General features: G+C 68.3%; 20 protein-coding genes and 1 pseudogene. 8 read left to right on the top strand and 13 right to left on the bottom strand.

All coding sequences use genetic code 11. The features are described 5' to 3' along the window. Positions 1-131: 131 nt before the first annotated feature. On the bottom strand, positions 132-848 hold the full coding sequence (locus BM199_RS01285) for a hypothetical protein (protein WP_091668180.1): 717 nt from the start codon (positions 846-848) through the stop codon (positions 132-134). Between the two features lie 59 nt (positions 849-907). Further along, complete coding sequence (locus BM199_RS01290; protein ID WP_091668183.1) at positions 908-1,414, bottom strand: SigE family RNA polymerase sigma factor; 507 nt, start codon at positions 1,412-1,414, stop codon at positions 908-910. A gap of 213 nt (positions 1,415-1,627) precedes the next feature. Here BM199_RS01290 and BM199_RS01295 point away from each other — a divergent pair, with 213 nt between their 5' ends. Both BM199_RS01295 and BM199_RS01300 read left to right on the top strand, forming a co-directional pair. After that, positions 1,628-2,593, top strand: coding sequence for a threonine aldolase family protein (locus BM199_RS01295; RefSeq protein WP_245788067.1), 966 nt, complete (start codon positions 1,628-1,630; stop codon positions 2,591-2,593). Further along, positions 2,590-3,183, top strand: coding sequence for an HAD family hydrolase (locus BM199_RS01300; protein ID WP_091668188.1), 594 nt, complete (start codon positions 2,590-2,592; stop codon positions 3,181-3,183). The genes BM199_RS01295 and BM199_RS01300 overlap by 4 nt, the downstream gene beginning before the upstream one ends. 11 nt (positions 3,184-3,194) lie before the next feature. On the opposite strand, the gene BM199_RS01305 is transcribed toward BM199_RS01300, so the two are convergent. The 4 genes from BM199_RS01305 to BM199_RS01315 form a co-directional block, all read right to left on the bottom strand. Continuing rightward, entirely contained in the window at positions 3,195-3,542 is a 348-nt protein-coding gene (locus BM199_RS01305; protein WP_091668191.1) for a DoxX family protein, read from the bottom strand. Then, positions 3,539-3,712 (bottom strand): hypothetical protein, encoded by a 174-nt coding sequence (locus BM199_RS33690; RefSeq protein ID WP_177242427.1) that lies wholly within the window; start codon positions 3,710-3,712, stop codon positions 3,539-3,541. Before BM199_RS33690 ends, BM199_RS01305 begins: the two co-directional genes overlap by 4 nt. Positions 3,713-3,841: 129 nt before the next feature. Next, a complete protein-coding gene (locus BM199_RS01310; RefSeq protein ID WP_091668193.1) occupies positions 3,842-5,005 on the bottom strand; it encodes a pyridoxal phosphate-dependent aminotransferase in 1,164 nt (387 codons plus the stop codon). Positions 5,006-5,094: 89 nt separating this feature from the next. Next, positions 5,095-5,421, bottom strand: a complete 327-nt coding sequence (locus tag BM199_RS01315; RefSeq protein WP_177242428.1) for an STAS domain-containing protein — start codon at positions 5,419-5,421, stop codon at positions 5,095-5,097. A 254-nt stretch (positions 5,422-5,675) separates the two neighbouring features. Here BM199_RS01315 and BM199_RS01320 point away from each other — a divergent pair, with 254 nt between their 5' ends. The 3 genes from BM199_RS01320 (at position 5,676) to BM199_RS01330 (ending at position 8,366) form a co-directional block, all read left to right on the top strand. After that, positions 5,676-6,374, top strand: coding sequence for an ANTAR domain-containing protein (locus BM199_RS01320; protein WP_091668198.1), 699 nt, complete (start codon positions 5,676-5,678; stop codon positions 6,372-6,374). 5 nt (positions 6,375-6,379) lie between these two features. Then, positions 6,380-7,180: a GAF and ANTAR domain-containing protein gene (locus BM199_RS01325; protein ID WP_091669597.1), complete on the top strand. Its 801-nt coding sequence runs from the start codon at positions 6,380-6,382 to the stop codon at positions 7,178-7,180. Between the two features lie 115 nt (positions 7,181-7,295). Continuing rightward, complete coding sequence (locus tag BM199_RS01330) at positions 7,296-8,366, top strand: fatty acid desaturase family protein (RefSeq protein ID WP_091669599.1); 1,071 nt, start codon at positions 7,296-7,298, stop codon at positions 8,364-8,366. 29 nt (positions 8,367-8,395) lie between these two features. Here the strand turns inward: BM199_RS01330 and BM199_RS33150 are convergent. Further along, a pseudogene (locus BM199_RS33150) lies at positions 8,396-8,578 on the bottom strand (transglycosylase); the annotation flags it as partial. Positions 8,579-8,840: 262 nt separating this feature from the next. On the opposite strand from BM199_RS33150, the gene BM199_RS01340 reads away from it, so the two are divergent. After that, a complete protein-coding gene (locus BM199_RS01340) occupies positions 8,841-10,742 on the top strand; it encodes a serine/threonine-protein kinase (RefSeq protein ID WP_091668204.1) in 1,902 nt (633 codons plus the stop codon). 5 nt (positions 10,743-10,747) lie between these two features. Here BM199_RS01340 and BM199_RS01345 read toward each other — a convergent pair whose 3' ends face one another. The 5 genes from BM199_RS01345 to purD form a co-directional block, all read right to left on the bottom strand. Continuing rightward, a complete protein-coding gene (locus BM199_RS01345) occupies positions 10,748-11,518 on the bottom strand; it encodes an ESX secretion-associated protein EspG (RefSeq protein ID WP_091668206.1) in 771 nt (256 codons plus the stop codon). A gap of 8 nt (positions 11,519-11,526) precedes the next feature. Next, complete coding sequence (locus BM199_RS01350) at positions 11,527-13,242, bottom strand: magnesium chelatase (protein WP_245788068.1); 1,716 nt, start codon at positions 13,240-13,242, stop codon at positions 11,527-11,529. Positions 13,243-13,259: 17 nt separating this feature from the next. Beyond that, complete coding sequence (locus BM199_RS01355; protein WP_091668212.1) at positions 13,260-13,835, bottom strand: DUF3558 domain-containing protein; 576 nt, start codon at positions 13,833-13,835, stop codon at positions 13,260-13,262. Beyond that, the gene (locus tag BM199_RS01360; RefSeq protein WP_091668214.1) at positions 13,810-14,217 is read right to left on the bottom strand and encodes a PE domain-containing protein; all 408 of its coding nucleotides are present in this window, start codon (positions 14,215-14,217) and stop codon (positions 13,810-13,812) included. The genes BM199_RS01355 and BM199_RS01360 overlap by 26 nt, the downstream gene beginning before the upstream one ends. Positions 14,218-14,478: 261 nt before the next feature. Beyond that, entirely contained in the window at positions 14,479-15,747 is a 1,269-nt protein-coding gene (purD, locus tag BM199_RS01365) for a phosphoribosylamine--glycine ligase (protein ID WP_091668217.1), read from the bottom strand. Between the two features lie 219 nt (positions 15,748-15,966). Here purD and BM199_RS01370 point away from each other — a divergent pair, with 219 nt between their 5' ends. Further along, the gene (locus BM199_RS01370) at positions 15,967-17,091 is read left to right on the top strand and encodes a glycerophosphodiester phosphodiesterase (protein WP_091668219.1); all 1,125 of its coding nucleotides are present in this window, start codon (positions 15,967-15,969) and stop codon (positions 17,089-17,091) included. An 82-nt stretch (positions 17,092-17,173) separates the two neighbouring features. Here the strand turns inward: BM199_RS01370 and BM199_RS01375 are convergent, their stop codons facing one another. Further along, complete coding sequence (locus BM199_RS01375; RefSeq protein WP_091668221.1) at positions 17,174-18,460, bottom strand: adenylosuccinate synthase; 1,287 nt, start codon at positions 18,458-18,460, stop codon at positions 17,174-17,176. A gap of 171 nt (positions 18,461-18,631) precedes the next feature. On the opposite strand from BM199_RS01375, the gene BM199_RS01380 reads away from it, so the two are divergent. Then, entirely contained in the window at positions 18,632-19,294 is a 663-nt protein-coding gene (locus tag BM199_RS01380; protein WP_177242429.1) for a hypothetical protein, read from the top strand. Positions 19,295-19,353: the final 59 nt, after the last annotated feature.

Here is a 19,353-nt window from a genome sequence, read left to right on the forward strand (position 1 = left end):
CCTCACTCGCCGGCGGGCTGCACATCGCTCGGTGCCATACCTGATTCGCCCACAGTGCCGGTCGCTCATGCCAATTGCCTCACTCGCCGGCGGGCTGCAGATCGCTCGCTCATCCGGAACATCCTGCCAGGTCAGTACCTGGCGGCGAGCTCGGCCGCGATGGACTCCACCGCACCGGCAAACGGCGCCTCCGGCCCCTGTTCGGGAATGCTCAGCACGAGCAGGGTGGCGTTCGACGGCGTGGTCCGCTCGACGATCACGGTGCCCTCCGGCTGCTCTGCCAGCTCGATCGCGGTTCCTTCGGGAACGACCGTTGCGGAGAGGGTGCCCGACGCCGCGCCATCGTTGACCTGGAATGCGACGGACCGCCATCCCGGTGAACAGACCCGGCCGGGCTGCGCCTCGGAAGTGACGGCGACCGGGAGCTCGCCAGCGAGGGCGATGGCGAGCTCCCGGTCAACCTGATCGCACCCTGGGGTGCTCTCCCCTGACGCGTCACCCCCCTGCTTGGGCGACGCATCCGGGAAGCCTTCTGGCGGCCCCGCATTGGGTAGACGCCCTTGGGCGTCCCCGGGTTGCTCCTGAGCGCCGAACTTGGTGGCGCTGTTGGCGTCGGGAGCGCCGGCGACGCTCGCGGTGTCCTCGCCGAGGTTCCCGTTCAGCAGTACACCGAGCGTGCCGAGACCGGCAAGTACGAGTACACCAAAGCTGCACGCCAGAACGATCATGTTTTGCTTACGGGCAGTAGCGCGCTTGGAACGCGCGGCGATGTCGCCTGCGTCGAAGGTGGGCGCGGGAGTGTCCCCTGGAGCCTCCCGGAACAGGGTCTCCAGCTCGCGGTCATCCATGCGCTTCCACCTCCTCGTTTCTCTGCGGCGGCGCCATCGGTGGCCGCGCAGGTGCGGACCTATCCATGCGCTTCCACCTCCTCCAGGACCACGCGGAGATTCGCCAGCCCGCGCGCCGTCTGACTCTTCACGTTGCCCTCGCTGCAGCCGAGCGTGGCAGCCACGGCAGCCACGTCGAGACCCTCGAAATAGCGCAGGACCAGCACTGCCCGCTGTTTCGGCGGCACCTTGCGCAGCCCCGCGAGCAGGTCCTGCCGGGTTGCGACCCGGTCGTCGAGATGCTCGCTCTCGACCGCCCGCTCAGGCATCGTCTCCGTCTGCCGTTCCCTCCGCCATGGCCGGCGGGACTCGTCGATCGAGGCCCTGACCAGCGTCTTTCGCACGTATGCGTCGGTCGCCGACCTGTCGCGAATCTTGCGCCACTTCCGGTGCAGCGCGACGAACGCCGTCTGCGCCAGATCGTCCGCACGGTGCCAGTCACCGCACAGCATGTACGCGGTCCTGCGCACGGAGTCCCGCCGTGCGGCGAAATACTCCGCGAACTCCTGCTCGTCGCGCTGGTCCACGCGGTTGGCTCTCCGCTCGCTTTGGTCGTCCGGGTGAAGGACGGAATGAGGGACGTCCACGGTTGCACAGCGGACGTGATCGCGGCAGAAAATCTTTGCTGAGTACGGCGGTTGAAAGCGCAAACAGGCGTGTGATGTGATCAGGCCGTGACCAAAGCTGCCGCTTCCGTGATCGACTTTCGCTCCGACACTGTCACCCGTCCAGGTGACACGATGCGTGCGGCGATGGCCAGAGCGGAGGTGGGCGACAACGTCCTCGATGGTGACCCAACAGTCGAAGAGCTGGAACAACGATCCGCCGCGTTGCTCGGTATGCCCGCGGCGCTGTGGACACCCAGCGGCACGATGGCCAACCTCGTCGCGCTGAGCCTGCATCTGTCCCGGGGAGACCGGTTCCTCGCCCCGCGCGACGCCCACGTTCTCGTCAATGAACTCGGCTCGGCGGCGTGGCTGGCAGGCGGTATGCCCTTTCCCCTCGAACACGACGCGGGCCCAGGACGGCCGACGCTCAGCACTCTGCGCAACGCGGTTGGCCCCGCGGACGGCCCCTACTACGCCCTGCGCACCACCCTGCTCTGCCTGGAGAACACGCACAACGCCGCGGGCGGAGCCGTCACCCCGCCCCACGAACACGCCCAACTCGTCGCCACTGCGAAGGAAGCCGGGCTGCGCGTGCACCTGGACGGTGCACGCATCTGGCACGCCGCGACCTCGCTCGACCTGCCACCTGCGGCGCTCACCGTGGGCGTGGATTCGGTGGCTGCCTGCTTCAGCAAGGGCCTTGGCGCGCCGGTCGGTTCCGTACTGGCCGGAAGTGAGGAGTTCATCGAACGGGCAAAGCGGATGCGGCAGATGCTCGGTGGCGGTACCCGCCAGGCAGGGGTGCTGGCCGCGGCCTGCCTCGTGGCGCTGGACCAGATGAGCGAGTTGCACGAGGACCACGAGAACGCGCGGCGGCTGGCCGAGGGCCTTATCGAGCTCGGGTGGCAGGTGGCAACGCCGGAGACGAACATCGTGCTGGCCGGTGTCGCCGACGTCCCGCGCTCGCTGTACGCGCTGGAGAGTATGGGGATCCGCGCGCTGTCGATGGCAGGCAAGGTGCGGTTCGTGACCCACCGCGATATCTCCGCCCCCGATGTCGAGGAAGCCCTGCACCGCATCAAGTCGGCGACCGCATGACCGGGAACCAGTGGCTGATCTTCGACTACGGCGAGGTCATCAGCAGCAGGACGGCCGCGTTGCCCGCGCTCGCGCAGCGGATCGGTGTGCCCGCGTCGGAGTTCGAACCCGCGTACTGGGCCGCGCGCAACGCGTACGACCGCGGCTGCACCGACCTGGACTACTGGCGAGCGGTGGGGCAGCGGGTGGGGGTCGGCGTCGATCGCGCGACGTCAAATGATCTGACCGAACTGGACATCCTCGGCTGGTCACGGACCGAGCAGTCGACACTCGACCTGCTCGACACGCTGTCCGAAGCCGGATCGCGGATGGCCCTGTTGTCGAACGCACCGGTGTCCTTCGCCCGCTTCGCCGAGCGACAGGAGTGGACGCGACATTTTCGTGAGCTCGTGTTCTCCGGGGACCTGCGGATGGCCAAGCCCGATCGCGCGATCTTCGACGTCCTCGTGTCCAGAATCGGTGCCAGGCCACAGGACTGCCTGTTCGTCGACGACCGGCAGTCCAATATAGACGGAGCAAGGGAGGCAGGGCTGCGGGCCGAGCGCTGGACCGGCGCGGAGTCCGCGCTGGCGTTCCTGCGCCCGGCCTGAGCCGGACCTCGTCACGCGATCAGCAACACCGCGTTGATCGCCGCCAAGACTCCGAGCGCGGCAGGCGGGCTGAACCTCTGCACCGAGTCACCCGCACGCAGATGGAAACCCACGGCACCGATCATCATCAGCACCAGGCCGATCGAGGCCGCGACCCCGAGCCAGGTCATCCAGAACCCGATGACCAGTCCGACCGCCGCGGCGACTTCGAGCGCACCGACGGTCATGTCGAGCCTGCGGGGCACGCCGAGGTGCGCGGCCGCCTCGTTCGTCTGCTTCGATCCGGCCAGCTTCGCGCCACCTGCCCCGAGAAACAGCGCTGCCAGCAGGATCGACAGGATCGCCGCGCCGGTGTTCACGACCTAAGTCGCTTGGGGTCGTCCTTACCCTTGATGGCTCCGTAGGCGGCGGTGCCGAGGAACAGCACGCCACCGATGATCGCCAGCCAGAACAGGCCCTCGATCACGAATCCGAGCACCGTGAACGCCAGCCAGATGACGATCAGTGCCCCGACGATCTTCCAGAACATGGCCTTCCTCCGATTCGGGTGTGCCGCTACCTCCAGGTTGTCACGTCCCGGCGGCCAAAGCTCGTTTCCGCGACGATCCTCAGGGAGATCTCCGGGTCACCCCCGAGGATCGACGCCGGAAAAGCGTGGTTAGAGCCAGCCACCCAGCCTGCGCACCCCCTCCACCACCTCCGACTCGGCGCCCGCGAAGGAGAACCGGACGAACTTGCCACCCTCGTCGGGATCGAAGTCGATCCCGGGGGTGATGGCCAGCCCCGTGTCGGCCAGCAGCCGCTGACACCAGCTCAGGCTGTCGGAGGTGTGCGCGGACACGTCGACGTAGGCGTAGAACGCGCCGTCCACCGGGGCCACCCGGTCCAGCCCGATCTCCCGCAGTCCGCTGATCAACAGGTCCCGGTTCTTCCGGTACCGCTCGACGTGCCCGTCGAGTTCGGCGTAGGAGTCCGCCGTGAACGCGGCGACCGCCGCACGCTGGGCGAGCGCGGGCGCGCAGATGTTGAAGTTGCCGGTGAGCACGTCCACCGCCCGATGCAGGCGCTGCGGCACCAGCATCCAGCCCAGCCGCCAACCGGTCATGGCGAAGTACTTGGAGAACGAGCCGAGCACCAGCGCCTCCCGCGAGCTCTGCCACGAGCAAGCGAGTTCCGCGCCGTAGGAGATGCCGTGGTAGATCTCGTCGCTGATCAGCTGCACGCCCCGGGCGGAGCACCAGCCGGCGATCGCGGCGAGTTCGCCGGGGGCGAGTGCCGTGCCGGTGGGATTGCTGGGGCTGGCGACGATGAGACCGCTGATCGGCCCGAGCTGGTCGAGCAGTTCCGTCGTCGGCTGGAACCGGGTGCTCTCGTCGGTGGTGAACTCGACGACCTCGCAGCCGAGTGCGGCGAGCAGGTTGCGATAGGCGGGGTAACCCGGCCGCGCCATGGCCACCCGGTCGCCCGCCTCGAAGGCGGAGAGGAACGAGAGCAGGAACCCGCCGGACGATCCGGTGGTGACGATGACATCCTGCGGGTTCACCTCGAGGCCGTAGTTGCGCTCGTAGTGCCCGGCGATCGCCTCGCGCAGGTCGGGGATGCCGAGCTGAACGGTGTAGCCCAGGTCCCCTTCCCGCAGCGCCTTCTCGGCGGCGTCGAGCACCGGCCGGGGAGCACCGGCGGTCGGCTGCCCCGCACACAGGGCGATCACGTCACCATGAGTGCGCTGCCGCGCCTTGGCCGCGGAAAGCACCTCCATCACGTGGAACGGAGCGACGTCGGCGCGGCTGGACGGACCGGGGAAGGCAGCGGGATCGACCATGCGGGTCAGCGTAGACGGGAATTCGTCGACGAATTCCCGGATGGGGATGGCGCCGCGTCCGGTACGAGCGCCGAGCTCATGCCGACGAATCAGACAGCTGCGGCGGCCGTCAGCTTGGGGTAGACCTCCAGCGGCTGGTGCTGGGCGGCCACCTTCAACGACCGGCAGACTGTGGCCGTGTTGGCGACGATCCGCAGGCTGGTGTGCTGCAGTCGGGCCCGCCGGTGGGCGGTTATCAGCACACTCAGCCCGGCTACGCCGAGAAAGGTGACGGCTTGCAGGTCCAGCACCACGACTGGGGACGTGCTGCTGGAGAGCTGGTGCGAGAGCCGCTCCCCGAGTTCTGGCGCAACGCGCAGGTCGACCTCGCCTGCGACCTCGAGTACCGGAACGTCGTGCGTGTCTCGCTCGATCACGGCAAACTCGTGGTTCGGGCGGGTCCTAGAACGGACGAAGCCAGGATTGGAATGAACGACGCTCATGGTCACGATCGGCTCCAGACCCAGCCCTGCCGTCTCCGGTCCCACGGCCGCAGGATCGGGACGGACAAAGCTGATTGAAACTGAGCCATCCAGCGCGCGGGGTCCAGGCTCCGCCGACAGCGTGCTCCAGCAGCCTATCCTCCAGTCATACTGGTAGCCAAGGGCCAGCACCGGAAAGGATGGCGCTCGTGACTGTCGCACGGCGCGAGCGGCTACTCGGACTGCTGGACCCCGGGAGTTGCGATCCCGTCGCCCTGCTGCGCCGCGTGTGTGAACTGTGCATTTTCGAGTGTTCGGTGTCCGGTGCCTCGATGAGCATCGGCGGCAGCGGCACGGACGGCAACCAAGCGCTGGTGCATGCGACCAATGCCCGCAGCGTTCTCCTCGAAGACCTGCAACGCACCGTCGGTGAAGGTCCGGGGCACGCGGCACGCGACACTCGCGGCCCCGTACTGGTACCCGATCTGTCGATCAACCTCGCGCGGTGGCCGGGATACACCCCGGGGGCTCAGGCGGCCGGAGCGGCCGCGGTGTTCTCGTTCCCACTGCAGGTCGGCGCGGTGAGCCTGGGATTGCTGGACCTGCACCGGACGAGCGCAGGCTCGCTCGGCCGCGATCAACTGGGCGATGTACTACTACTGGCCGAAATCGCTACTCACGCGGCGCTCGACGATCTCGGCAGCGTCGCGGCGATGGATATGGCACGGCTGTCCGACATCCACGCCGTGGTCCACCAGGCGACGGGGATCGTCAGCGTGCAGCTGACGGTGAGCATGCGGGAGGCCCTGGTGCGCATTCGCGCTCACGCTTACGCCAACCAGTTGCCCCTCAATGAGGTGGCACGACAGATCGTGGACAAGCGATTACGTCTGACGAGAGGACAATGACGGACATGGCCCAGACATCGCCCGAGCCCGCGACGGACGTTCGAACCACGACGGTCGACAAGCGAGAGGAACGACTGGCTCAGGCCTTCGTCGCACTGGCCGACACGCTGGTGGACGACTTCGACCTGCTGGATTTCCTGCGCATGCTCACGGAACAGTCGGTAGAACTACTCGGCGTCGCCGCCGCCGGGGTCATCCTCATCGATGAGCGCGGGGGACTGCGGGTGGCGTCCGCGTCGTCCGAACGGGCCGAGCTGCTCGAGGTGTTCGCCGTGCAGGCCGAGGACGGCCCGTGCATCGAGTGTGTGCAGAGTGGGCAGCCGGTCGCCAGCACGGATCTAGCGGCAGCGGCCGAGCGCTGGCCCCGGTTCACCGCAGCAGCCCACGAATGCGGATTTCGCGCCGCGCAGTCACTGCCGATGCGCCTGCGCAAGCAGGTCGTCGGGGTGCTGACCCTGCTCAACACCGAGGCCAACGGTGTCGAGATGCACAGCGCCAAGCTCGGACAGGCGCTCGCCGACATCGCGACCATCGGCATCCTGCAACAACGCGCGATCGACCACGGCGAACTGCTCTCCGAGCAGCTGCAAACCGCACTGAACAGCAGGGTGGTGATCGAACAGGCCAAGGGCGTGCTCACCGCGCACCACGAAGGCCTGGACATGGAGCAGTCCTTCAACCTGCTGCGCAGATACGCCCGGTCGCAGAATCTGCGCCTTTCCGATCTCGCCCACGCGGTTGCCGAGCGGACCGTGGACGTCGACCTCATCGTCGGGCAAGAAGCCCCCGCTCAGGCAGGCCGCTGATTTGAACGGGCGCGCTTGGGGAAACCCCCAGTAAGCTGGAGCCCACACCGCTCGAGACCCCGGCGGGCACAGGGACCGGTATCGAATGTCCCGAACACGCCGATCGGGGATGAGCATGGCAACTCCTGGAACGACAAGCCAAACGACCGGTGCCGACCGCACGAAGCCCGCAGCGCAGAGCGGGCACGGGAGCGACTTCGCCGACCTGCGCCGCCTGATCCAACACGAGGGTCTGCTGGACCGGCGCCGCGGCTACTACGCCGCCAAGGTGGGCCTTAACCTTCTGGCCTTCGCCGCGGGCTGCGCCGCGTTCGCGCTGCTCGGCGACTCCTGGTGGCAGCTGCTCACCGCGGTGTTCTTCGCGGTGCTGTTCACCCAACTCGCGTTCGTCGGCCACGATGCCGGGCACAAACAGATCTTCCGTACCCGGCGAGCGAACGACCTCGTCGGATACGCCCACGCCGGGTTGGTCGGGATCAGCTACGGCTGGTGGATCGGAAAACACAATCGCCACCACGCCAACCCCAATCACGAGGACGACGATCCCGATCTCGACGTTCCCCTGCTTGCCTTCACCCGAGCGCAGTCGGGCACCCGCCGAGGATTCGTGCGCTGGACAGCGAAGTACCAGGCTTACCTGTTCTTTCCGCTGTTGCTGTTGGAGGGGCTGAACCTGCACTGGGCGAGCATCCAGGCCGTGTGGCGGGGCGAGGTCAAAGCCCGCAAGGTCGAATTGGCGCTCCTGGTGGGGCACGTCACCGGGTACCTGACAGCGGTGTTCGTCGTCCTGTCACCGCCGGTTGCGATTGCCTTCATCGCGGTGCACCAGGGGTTGTGGGGGGTTTACATGGGCTGCTCGTTCGCGCCCAATCACAAGGGCATGCCGACCATCAGCGCCGGAACCAAGCTCGACTTCCTCCGCAAGCAGGTCCTCACCAGCCGCAACGTGCGCGGCGGACCATGGGTGGATTTCGCGCTCGGCGGTTTGAACTACCAGATCGAGCATCACCTGTTCCCGAGCATGCCACGTGCGAACCTGCGTCGAGCACAGATCCTGGTGCGAGGTTTCTGCCTCCAGCGGGGAATCGACTATGCCCAGTGCGGGTTGCTGCGCTCCTACGGATACGTGCTCCAGCACCTGCATTCGGTCGGGGCGCAATTACGTGCCCATGGGAATCATGGATAACTCGTCACCCTCGGCACCCGGGCTGTCGCTCAGAAGCCCTGGTAGCCGCCCCCGCCCGCCATGGACTTGAGGCCGGGGTGGCCCTCGAAGCCACCGTAGCGGTCGAACGTGTAGCGGATTCCGGCGATGATGTTGTCCACCGGGTTGTAGATGTCGTCGTGCCCCGGCAGCTTGTGCGCCTGGAACGTCGGGTCGATGCACTGCAGATCTTTCGGCAGCCCGTCGGCGATCTGACCGATTCCGCCCGAATTCGCCTGTGCTGCGGACACCAACCCGCGAATCGCGTCGATCTCGTATTTCGGCACGCTTCGTCATCCCCTCAGTGCTCGCCCCGATCGATAGGACGGGAACACCTCCGTCAGGGTTCCAGGACCACAGTAGAGCGCCCGAAGTCGCGGATGCGCTTTTTCGCCGGACACCCCACGGCCGGATGAAGGCGGCTCGGTAGCATCCGCGGTGGAGGGCAACGACGTAATGAAGCCGCTGACGCCGTCGGAGCACGGATTCACGGGACGCTACCGGCTGTTGGCCGCGCTCGGCGAGGGCGGAATGGGCCGCGTGCTACTCGCCGCGGCCCCCGACGGCCGGCTGGTCGCCGTCAAGCATGTGCATCCCGGATTCGCACAGGACGCCAGTTTTCGTACCCGTTTCCGCCACGAGGTCGCGGCGTCGCGGCTCGTTTCCGGGGCTTACACCGCGGCTGTCATGGATGCCGATCCGGACGCCCCTGTTCCCTGGCTGGCCTCGGTTTTCGTCGCGGGCCCCTCCCTGCGCGAAGCTGTGGACGCGACCGGGGCGCTGCCGGTCACCGCGCTCCGGCTGCTCGCGGCAGGACTGGCTTCGGCACTCGCCGACATTCACCGGGCCGGCCTCATCCACCGCGACCTCAAACCGAGCAACGTGCTGCTGGCCGTCGACGGCCCGCGGGTGATCGACTTCGGTATCGCCAGGGCAGCCGACGGCAGTTCGGACCTGACCGGCACCGGCTCGTTGATCGGTTCGCCGGGATTCATGTCACCCGAACAAGCACGGAGCGAAACACTCACTCCGGCCAGTGACGTCTTCTCCCTCGGCGTTCTGCTGGTGATGGCCTGCACCGGCAAGGACCCGTTCACCGGCGCCTCCGCTCCACAGACCCTCTACAACGTCGTACACGCCAGCCCCGACCTGGCCGAAATCCCCGACTCGATCCGCCCCCTGGTCGAGGCGTGCCTGGCCAAAGAACCGGCACACAGGCCCACGCCCGCGCAGATCCTCGACTTCGTCGGACCGCTCGGGCCCGGCACGGTGTCCTGGCCACCCGCCGTGCGTCAGCTGATCGAGCGACAGCAGGCGGAGGTGCACGCCACACTGGCCCTGCCGCCGTCCGCTCCGGCTCCGCGCCACCGCGGGCGTGGAAAACGGGCGCTGGTGGCGGCCGCCGCGCTCGCCGTGGTGGCGATGACCGCGGGCACGGTCACCGCGGTAACGCTGAACTCCGGTGACGGCGATCAACAGTCAGCCACGCCCGAGCGCGGTGCGCTGGGCGGCGACCGGTCCGAAACGACCGTGCCCGAGCCGCTGGGTCTCGAACCGCTGAGCCTGGAACGGTTGCTGGCTGTCGATCCGTGCCAACTGCTGGCGGACGTGCCGATCCCCGGGGTGGGCAAGCTCGAACCGGAAACCGAATCCTACAACCTGAACGAATGCAAGTACGAGTCCGAGGACGTCGGGCGGCTCACCGTGGAGATCGGCGAGCGGATGCCCAACACGAACGTACGAGCCGCGGACCAGGACGCCGAGGGCCATCCCGTGATCATCGGCCAGAATGTCCAGAAATGTGATGCGGCCGTGCAGATCCCGGACGAGGAGATCGGCGTTGTCGTCACGACCTCGGTGGCCCGCAACGACTCCTGTGACGACGTGGAAGCGGCGTTACGGGTGGTCGTCAACCGGCTGTACGCGGGACCACCTGAGTTCGACCGGCCATCGGAATCCCTGATCGGTGTGGATGCCTGTGCGCTGATGGAGGAGAAGGAGGCGCGAAAAGTCTTCGGTGTGGTCACTCGGACCGAACGGACCAAGCTGAGGGAGTGCACGCTGGAGGTCGGCGGCAAGTTCCGGATCGCACTCGACCAGGGCATCGCCCCGGAGGCGGTTCCCGACGGCCGGGAAAAGGTCGACCTCGCCGGGAAGACCGGCTTTCTCAAGCCGGGCGACGAAGACGGTGGCAGCTACTGCGCACTGGAGTGGAGTCACCGCCCCGTCGGCGAAAGGCGCAGCGAGACCGTCTACATCTTCCACACGAGTTCCACCGAAACGAAGCGAGTCGACGAACTCTGCGGTCAGACGCAGGAAGCCGCGAAACTCGTCGTCGAAGCGCTACCGAAGACCTGACCCGGTCACACCTCGTCCAGCAGTTCCCACACGCGCTGAGCCAGAAGCGCGTTGTCAGCAGGTGCGATCGTCGCCCATTCCTGGCCGTCCGCGTTTCGTTCCACCTGGAACAGGTACCGGCCCGCGTCGGTGTCGTGGAACGCCACCACCCTCCCGGCCCTGCGCTGACCGTCGCGTGTGGACTTCTGTGCACCCAACTGTCCACGGGCGACTGTTCCGACGAGCATCCCGGCGAGTTCCTGCGCCTGCCACAACGGAACCTTGCGGTCCTCCAGCGCGAGAACCAGCGCCTTGACGTCGCCATGTGCCTCGGCGTCGGCATCGCGCAACACGTCGTACGGCACGCTGACCGATTGGCCGATGCCGGGCGACAACTCGCCCGCGACCGAAACGGCGGCCTCCGGCAGGGCGCTGTCCCTGGCCGGGATGAGCCACACCTCGTCGCCGTCCACCACACCGAGCAGGGCCTGGCTGCCGATACTGACCGCGAGCCCGCGGATCTCCCTGTCCGTCCACACCCACACATCAACGGAAACCTTGGGGTGAGCGAAAAGGTTGAGCATGTCGATCAGTGCGCCCGACGCCTTTCGGCCACGGGCGAGCCCCCTCCGGGCGAGGGATTCCCACGCCCGCTCAACGAGGTCCGCGCGCTCATGCCGGGTCACGCCGGGACTCGGGACATCGAGGGCAGGATGCCGGTCGGGCAGGCGCTCGACCTCCCACAGCATGTCCAACTCGAGGGTGGACAGCACAATGCTGCCATTCGACTCGGTCATCGAAGTACTCAGCGCCGATCTGAGTCTGAACCGCTGATCACGTCGGGCGCGACCATGCGCTCATCGGCGAACAGATCACTGTCGTCGATGCCGAACTTGCGCACGTGACCTGCGTCGGACTCCCCGTCCTGCGGCGCGGCGCGCTCCATGAAGCTGCCCCGGCCCTTGCCGCTCTGGGGATTGAGTTTCTCGGAGTTGCGCGAGACCCTGGCTTCCTCCTCCGGCAGGTCACCGACGGGCAACTGGTGCGGTGACCGGGCGGCGCCGGGAGCGCTACGGCCGACGCCCCGCCCCTTGCGTTCATCCTGCCCGCTGAGAGCGCCCGCGACACCGCCCGCGCCCAGTGCCGCGATGCCTCCGCTGAGGTCGCCTGCCCTACCTGGCACACCGGAGGCCGGCGTCACCGAACCACTGAACGAACCGGGGTGTTGCGTGGGCTGCGGCAACGAGCCGAACGACTTTCCCTTGGCCAGTGGGGTATCGCCCGCCGCCTGTCCACCGGGTGTCCCGGCACCTGACTGCGGCACGAACTTGCCCGCGACACCGCCGACAGGGGCGACAGCGGAGCCGCCGGGTACCGCGGGCTTCCCGGCCACGTTCGGCTGGCCCTGCTTGGCAGCGGCGCCGCCCTGCGTCGAGCCGGAGGACGAACCGGCCCCGGCACCCGAGCCGGTGCCCGCGACGCCGCCGACGGCGGCTCCGGGCGCGAGCGGCGTCGCACCACCGGAAGCACTGCCTGGCGCGGCACCGGACGCGCCGCCGGTCACCGGCATCCGGGCCGCGTCGGGCTGCTGTCCGGGCCGGACCGTGCCGACGACACCGCCGGTGCCGCTCTGGACCGGGGCGGAGGTACTGGGCGCGGACGCGCTCGGGGCCGTGCCGCTCGGCACGGTGGTCGCAGGGGCCTGCGCGCCCGTGCCCCGCGCCGGTGGCGCGGTGCGTTGCGCCGCCCCCACCACAGGCGCGGGCGACTCGACCACCGGAGCCGGACCACGCAGTGGCGCGGGGGCCTGCCCCTGACTGGGCGTGGGCGTCCTGCTCGGTTCTCCCGCCGCGTTGGCGGCAACGGTCGGCGACGCGGTGTCGGGCAGTGGGCCGCCCCCCGCGTTCACTGATCCGGGAAGCCGCGGAGCCGCACTCATCTGCAGTGCCTCGGGCTTGGACATCGGCTGGATGGAGGCCAGGTTCTCGCCGCTCTCCCTGGCGTAGCCGTTCAACGCCTCGAGCGCATGCTGCCGCGCCTCCCGTGCGGCGAGCACCTTCCTGGTGTGGTCGGTCTCGTAGCCGATCAGACTGAACAGCGAGTCGCCGAGACTGAAGCCGCCCGCACCCTCGCGCAAAGTCTGTGCGTCGGGCAGCTTGTGCAGCGTGCGACTGAACGCCTCGCCCTGCGCGAAGATCATCTCCGCCGAGTGGCTGACCTTCTCGTTCGCGTCGGCGGTGAAGGCGGCCTCACTGTCGATCGCCGCGCCCGCCTGAATTCCCGCGTCGCTCTGCCATTCGACACCGAGCTTGCCCAACTCCTCGCGCAGTGTCCGCTCCGTGCTCACCAGCGCGTCACCGACCGCCTTGAGCGCATCGACCGCGGCGCCGAGGCCCTCGGTGCCCCCGCCCGCTCGGAAGAGGTCGATCTCGTCGGCGAGGCCGAGATCCGTGTATCCGTCGAACCGGTGACTGCGTATCCGGTCGACCAGCGCCGATATGTCGGCAACGCTGATGGGCACGCCGTTCATGCTCTCACTCAGCCCTTCGCTCGGAGGGTCCGCAACGCGAGCGTCGCGGCCTTCGCCGACAGGGCACACAGCTCCTGCTGGTCGAAGGCGTCACGGGTGATGGGATACAGCTGCGAGCGCAGGGTCTGTCCTTGCGCCACACCGACGAGGATTTCGCAGTCGGCCGGGGTTCCCCTGTCCCGGTACCGGGTCACCGAGGGGTATCCGGCCACCTCGCCGGTTCGGGCACGCACCGTCGTCGACGCGTATTCACCGTCGATCCAGGCATGCAGGTCCGCGTCGGTGATCGTTTCCAACACGTGGGAGTAGTACGGCCGGGTCCGGTCGACATCGAACGAGCACGCCCGCCCGGCCTCTCTCGGCCTGCTGTTCACCCCGAGTTCGTCGAGCTGAGCGCTGCTCAGCAGCGAACACGGGTCGACGTCGTCGAGGGAGAGTTCCTGCGGCCGCTGGAACGGCTCGCTCGGTCCGGTGCCGTCCGGCACGGGAACGGCCCGGCCTGGCTCCGTCGAGCCACACCCGGACAGTCCCAGCAGCACCACCATCAGCAGCACCTGGTTACGCGCCGGGGTCGCGCCGGTCACCAAAGCTCTCCGCCTTGTCGTCCTCGCCGGCCTCGTAGGCGGCGCTGGCAGCGCGCAGCTGCTCGACCAGGACTCGCAGGCCCTCGATGTAGGCCCGGACCCTGCCCTCGTAGGACTCTTCGCCGTCGACCACCACCGAGTTCCACGCCTCGATGGCGTTCCTGCTGACGATGTCCTCCGACGGCGGTGCGATCCGCAGCGCACCCAGTTGGGCGCGCACCCGGTCCTGCAGCTCGTTGGCCTGTGCCTCGAGCACACCGGCGACCTCGAGCAGCTTGTCCGGCTCGACCTGGATGTCGCGGGCCCCTGGAACGGCGGGAACGCTCGCGCCCAGCGCGTACGTCGACAGAGCACTACCGGACTGCACGGCGCTGTCTGTCATCTGCCCACCCCCGCTGACGGTCGGTAACCGGCCGGTTCCAACAAGAGGTTACCAACGCCGATGTAACAGCGGCCTGAATTCGCGAAGAAACCGGCTGTCCGCTCATAGGTCGGGTTCTTCACCACGACCTGTCATCTCGACCTCGCGTCACACGTGCAGCCATCCGTCGCGAGCCGCCCCTACTGTGGCAAAAGAAGCCTGCCACAGCGGGGGCCCGCTCCGGGCGGCCCCCGCCGAACGACTTGTGAACAACCCTCCCGGTCAGGGCTGGGGAACGGGCAGGGCGATGTCGCCGCGCGCCGCGCGCCGGGCGATGTCGGTGCGGTGATGCGATCCGGGCAGGTGCACCTTCGCCACCCGCTCGTAGGCCTGCACCCGCGCGGCTTCGAGGTCCGCGCCCGTGCCGACGACCGAGAGCACCCTGCCGCCGTGTGAGACGACCGCGCCGTCGTCCCGCCGCCGAGTACCCGCGTGCAGCACACCCTCGGCCTCCGAGCCGGTGATGACGTCACCGGGACGCGGGACACCGGGGTAGCCGTCGGCGGCCAGCACCACGGTCACCGCCGCGCCGTCGGCCCACTCCAGGGGCGGCTGCTCCGCGAGGGTGCCGGTTGCGGTGGCGTACAGCAGCCCGGCGATCGGGGTGCGCAGCAGTGCGAGCACGGCCTGGGTCTCGGGATCGCCGAAGCGGCAGTTGAACTCGATGACCTGCGGGCCTTCGGAGGTGAGCGCGAGCCCCGCGTAGAGCAGCCCGGAGAACGGGGCGCCGCGCTTCGCGAGTTCGTCCACCACCGGCTGCACGGTGGTGCGCACGATGTCTTCGACGAGACCGTCCGGGGCCCAGGGCAGGGGGGCGTAGGCACCCATGCCGCCGGTGTTCGGCCCGGCGTCGCCGTCGCCGACCCGCTTGAAGTCCTGCGCGGGCAGCAGCGGAACCACGGTGCGGCCGTCGACCAGGCAGAAGAGGGACGCCTCCGGACCGTCCAGGAACGATTCGAGGAGCACGGGGTGCCCGCCGTCGAGCAGGGTGATGGCGTGCTGGCGGGCGACGTCGACGTCCTTGGTGACGACCACGCCCTTGCCCGCGGCCAGACCGTCGTCCTTCACCACCCAGGTCGGACCGAAGCGGAGCAGCGCGGCGTCGAGATGCGCCGGGTTGTCCACGATCTCGCTGTGCGCCGTCGGAACACCGGCCGCGGCCATCACGTCCTTGGCGAAGGACTTGGACCCCTCGATCCGGGCGGCCGCGGCGGACGGGCCGAAACAGGCGATGCCCGCGGCGCGGATCGAGTCGGCGACACCGGCGACGAGCGGCACCTCGGGACCGATCACCACGAGGTCGGCCTTCCAGCTCACCGCCAGTTCGGTGACCGCGGCCGGGTCGGCCTGATCCACCCCCAGCGGTTCCGCGAGCGCGGCGATTCCGGCGTTGCCGGGAGCGCAACCCACGGCGGTGACCGCCGGGTCGTGTGAGGCGGCGAGGACGAGGGCATGCTCACGGGCTCCGGAGCCGATAACCAGGACACGCACGCGCAGAGCGTAGCCCCTGCCGGTAATTCGCCGACGAGTTCCCCTGCCGAGGCCGCCGGTGACGGAAAGCCGTCGGCGAATTACCGCAGCTGGCTAAACTTCGCGCACTCGTCGTTTACCAGGGTGTCAACGAGGTGACCGGGTTCCTTCGCCTCGCGGACGCACTGGGCGGTGAGGGTTGCCCGGAAGATCCCGAATCCCTGCTTGGAGGTTCTTGCGATGGTGCGAAAGAGACTTGCCGCGCTGGCCCTGACCGGACTCGCCGTGCTCGGCGTGGTCACCGTGTCGGGCCCGGCCGCGGCGAAGGAGAAGGGGTCGGATGCTGCGGCGACCGCCCACCGGGGGCACGATGAGCCGGTGATCGTCGGCCACCGCGGAGCCCCTGGATACCGCCCGGAGCACACCCTCGCGTCGTACGAACTGGCCTACCGTCAGGGCGCGAACTGGGTGGACGTCGACCTGGTGCCAACGAAGGACGGGCACCTGGTCGCGCGGCACGAGAACGAGATCAGCGGCACGACGGACGTCGCCGAGCACCCGGAGTTCGCCGACCGCAAGACCACGAAGGTCATCGACGGCACCGAGTTCACCGGCTGGTTCACCGAGGACTTCACCCTCGCGGAACTGAAGACACTGCGTGCGGTGGAGCGGATTCCGCAGCTGCGACCGCACAACACGATCTACGACGGCCGGTTCGAGGTGGTGACCTACCAGGAGGTGCTCGACCTCACGAAGCGGCTCGGCAGGGAGCTGCGGCGCACACTCGGGACGTACCCGGAGGTGAAGCACTCCACGTACTTCACCTCGATCGGCAATCCCGTTGAGCCGAAGCTGGTGCGGATCCTCAAGCGCAACGGCCTCAACCGGCACAGCGCCCCGGTGATCATCCAGTCCTTCGAGGTGACCAACCTGAAGGAACTGGACCGGCAGGTGCGGGTCCCGCTGGTGCAGCTGACGCTCGCCAACGGTGCACCGCAGGACTTCGTGGCCGGCGGCGACCCACGTACCTACGCCGACCTGGTGACGCCGGAAGGCCTGCGCGAGATCGCCCGCTACGCCGACTACCTCGGCCCGGAGAAGAACCAGATCATTCCGAGGGACGCCGAGGGGAACCTGACCTCGCCGAGCTCTCTGGTGCGCGACGCACACGCCGCGGGACTCGAGGTCGTGCCGTTCACCTTCCGCAACGAGAACGCTTTCCTACCGGCGAACCTGCGTTCGTCGGACGACCCGGCCGCATGGGGCGACGCCTTCGCGGAGTACGAAGCCTTCTTCGCCGCAGGCGTGGACGGCCTCTTCGCCGACCAGCCGGACACCGCGCTGGAAGCCCGCCGGGGCCGCTGAGGTGAGTTCCCCAATGTGGCATTCGGGACGTTGAAGTTCTCAGATTCGACGCTGCCACATTGGGGACATCCCCTCGGGGCGGCTACGCGAACTGGTGGCGCACGATCGTCTGCTCCCGGCCGGGGCCGACGCCCACCGCTGAGACGCGGGCGCCGGAGAGTTCCTCGATGCGCTCGACGTAGGCACGGGCGTTGGCCGGCAACTCCTCGAAGGTGCGGCACTGGCTGATGTCCTCCCACCAGCCGGGCAGCTCCTCGTAGACCGGCGTCGCGTGGTGCACGTCGGTCTGCGTCATCGGCATGTCCTCGGTGCGGAAACCGTCCACTTCGTACCCGACGCAGACCGGAACGCTTTCCAGGCCCGAGAGAACGTCGAGCTTGGTGAGGAAGTAGTCGGTGATTCCGTTCACCCGCACCGCATACCGGGCGATCACGGCGTCGAACCAGCCGGTGCGCCGCGACCGTCCTGTGGTGACACCGAACTCACCGCCGGACTTGCGCAGGTTCTCGCCTGCCTCGTCGTGCAGCTCGGTCGGGAACGGACCGGAACCGACCCGGGTGGTGTAGGCCTTGAGGATCCCCAGCACGGTCGTGATGCGTCCCGGACCGATACCGGAGCCCGCGCTGGCGCCGCCCGAGGTCGGATTCGACGAGGTCACGAACGGGTAAGTGCCGTGGTCGACGTCGAGCAGGGTGCCCTGCGAGCCCTCCAGCAGCACGGTCTCGCCACGCTCGAGGGCCTTGTTCAGCTGCAGCCTGGTGTCGGCGATGCGGTGCGCGAACTTCTCGCCGGCCTCCAGCACCTCGTCGGCGACCTGCTCGGGGTCGAGCGCTTTGCGGTTGTAGACCTTGATCAGCACCTGGTTCTTGAACTCCAGCGCCGCCTCGACCTTCTGCCGGAGGATCTTCTCGTCCAGCAGGTCCTGCACTCGCACACCAACTCGGGCGATCTTGTCCTGGTAGCAGGGGCCGATCCCGCGCCCGGTGGTGCCGATCTTCTTCGCGCCCAGGTAGCGTTCGGTCACTTTGTCGATGGCAACGTGGTACGGCATGATCAGGTGCGCGTCGGCCGACAGCAGCAGTCCCGAGGTGTCGACCCCGCGCTTCTCCAGCCCGGCCAGCTCGTCGAGCAGCACCGCAGGGTCCACCACCACGCCGTTGCCGATCACGTTGGTGACCCCCGGTGTGAGGATGCCGGAGGGGATGAGGTGCAGGGCGAAATCCTGGCCGTCGGGCAGCACGACGGTGTGCCCGGCGTTGTTGCCACCCTGATAACGCACGACCCACTGCACGCGGTCGCCGAGCAGGTCGGTGGCCTTGCCCTTGCCTTCGTCTCCCCATTGGGCTCCGATGAGCACGATGGCCGGCATGTGACACTCCAGGATGTTCGGCGACAGGGTTGTGGCGATGGAAAATGCCGGTGCATGACTTTACATCGCGACCTGCACCGATGATCAGCCGTGCATTCGGAATCGAGCATGATGGTACTCAGCGGTGCGCGACTGTACCGACAACACGACGAGAACAGGAAGGTCGGTCACGTGCACGGATTGCTGCTGGTGTGCGGGGAGAACACGCCGGACCTTCCCGAGATCGACGGACTCCCGGTCCATCGCCTCCCCACGCGGCCCGGCAAGTCCGACGTGGACCCGCTGCTGAGCGCCGAGGGGGCGGGGCATCTGGTTGTCCTCGGCACGGACGGCGACCTGGCGGCAGTGGTACTTCGCCTGCTACGCAAGGACAAGCTGGCCACGACGACACTAGGTTTCGTCCCGGCCGATCCCGCTTCGGCGGTTGCGGAGATCTGGTCGCTGCCCACCGATCCGCGGCGGGCACTGCACCTCGCGCTGGTCGGTGACGTGGATCCGGTTCCGCTGATCCGGGACGACGTCGGCGGAGTACTGATCGGACGCGGCGTGATCGGCCCGGTACGCGGAGTTGCCTACTGTGACGACGACGTGGCACTGCGCGGCGCGGCGCGGGGAATCACGGTGGAGCCGGACGACGCGGGTGCGGGCCTCGTGGTTCAGGTGACCAAGGGATCGCTGTTCAAACGGCGCATCACGTTCAACGCGCGCGCGTTCCAGCTCGGCTGTCTCCCGCTCGTGCCGCTCGCGGACGGCGTGCCGTACTCCCGCCCGATGAAGCGCTGGACCTGGTACCGCCACACCGAGGACCTGCGTCTGGTCCGCGGCCTCGCCTGACCGTCCGGACCCGTCCGCATTTTCGCGGGAAAAGTGCGGCCGCGTGGGCGTCCGGGTTG

The sequence above is a fragment of the Amycolatopsis marina genome (genome assembly GCF_900111885.1).
GTDB lineage: Bacteria > Actinomycetota > Actinomycetes > Mycobacteriales > Pseudonocardiaceae > Amycolatopsis > Amycolatopsis marina.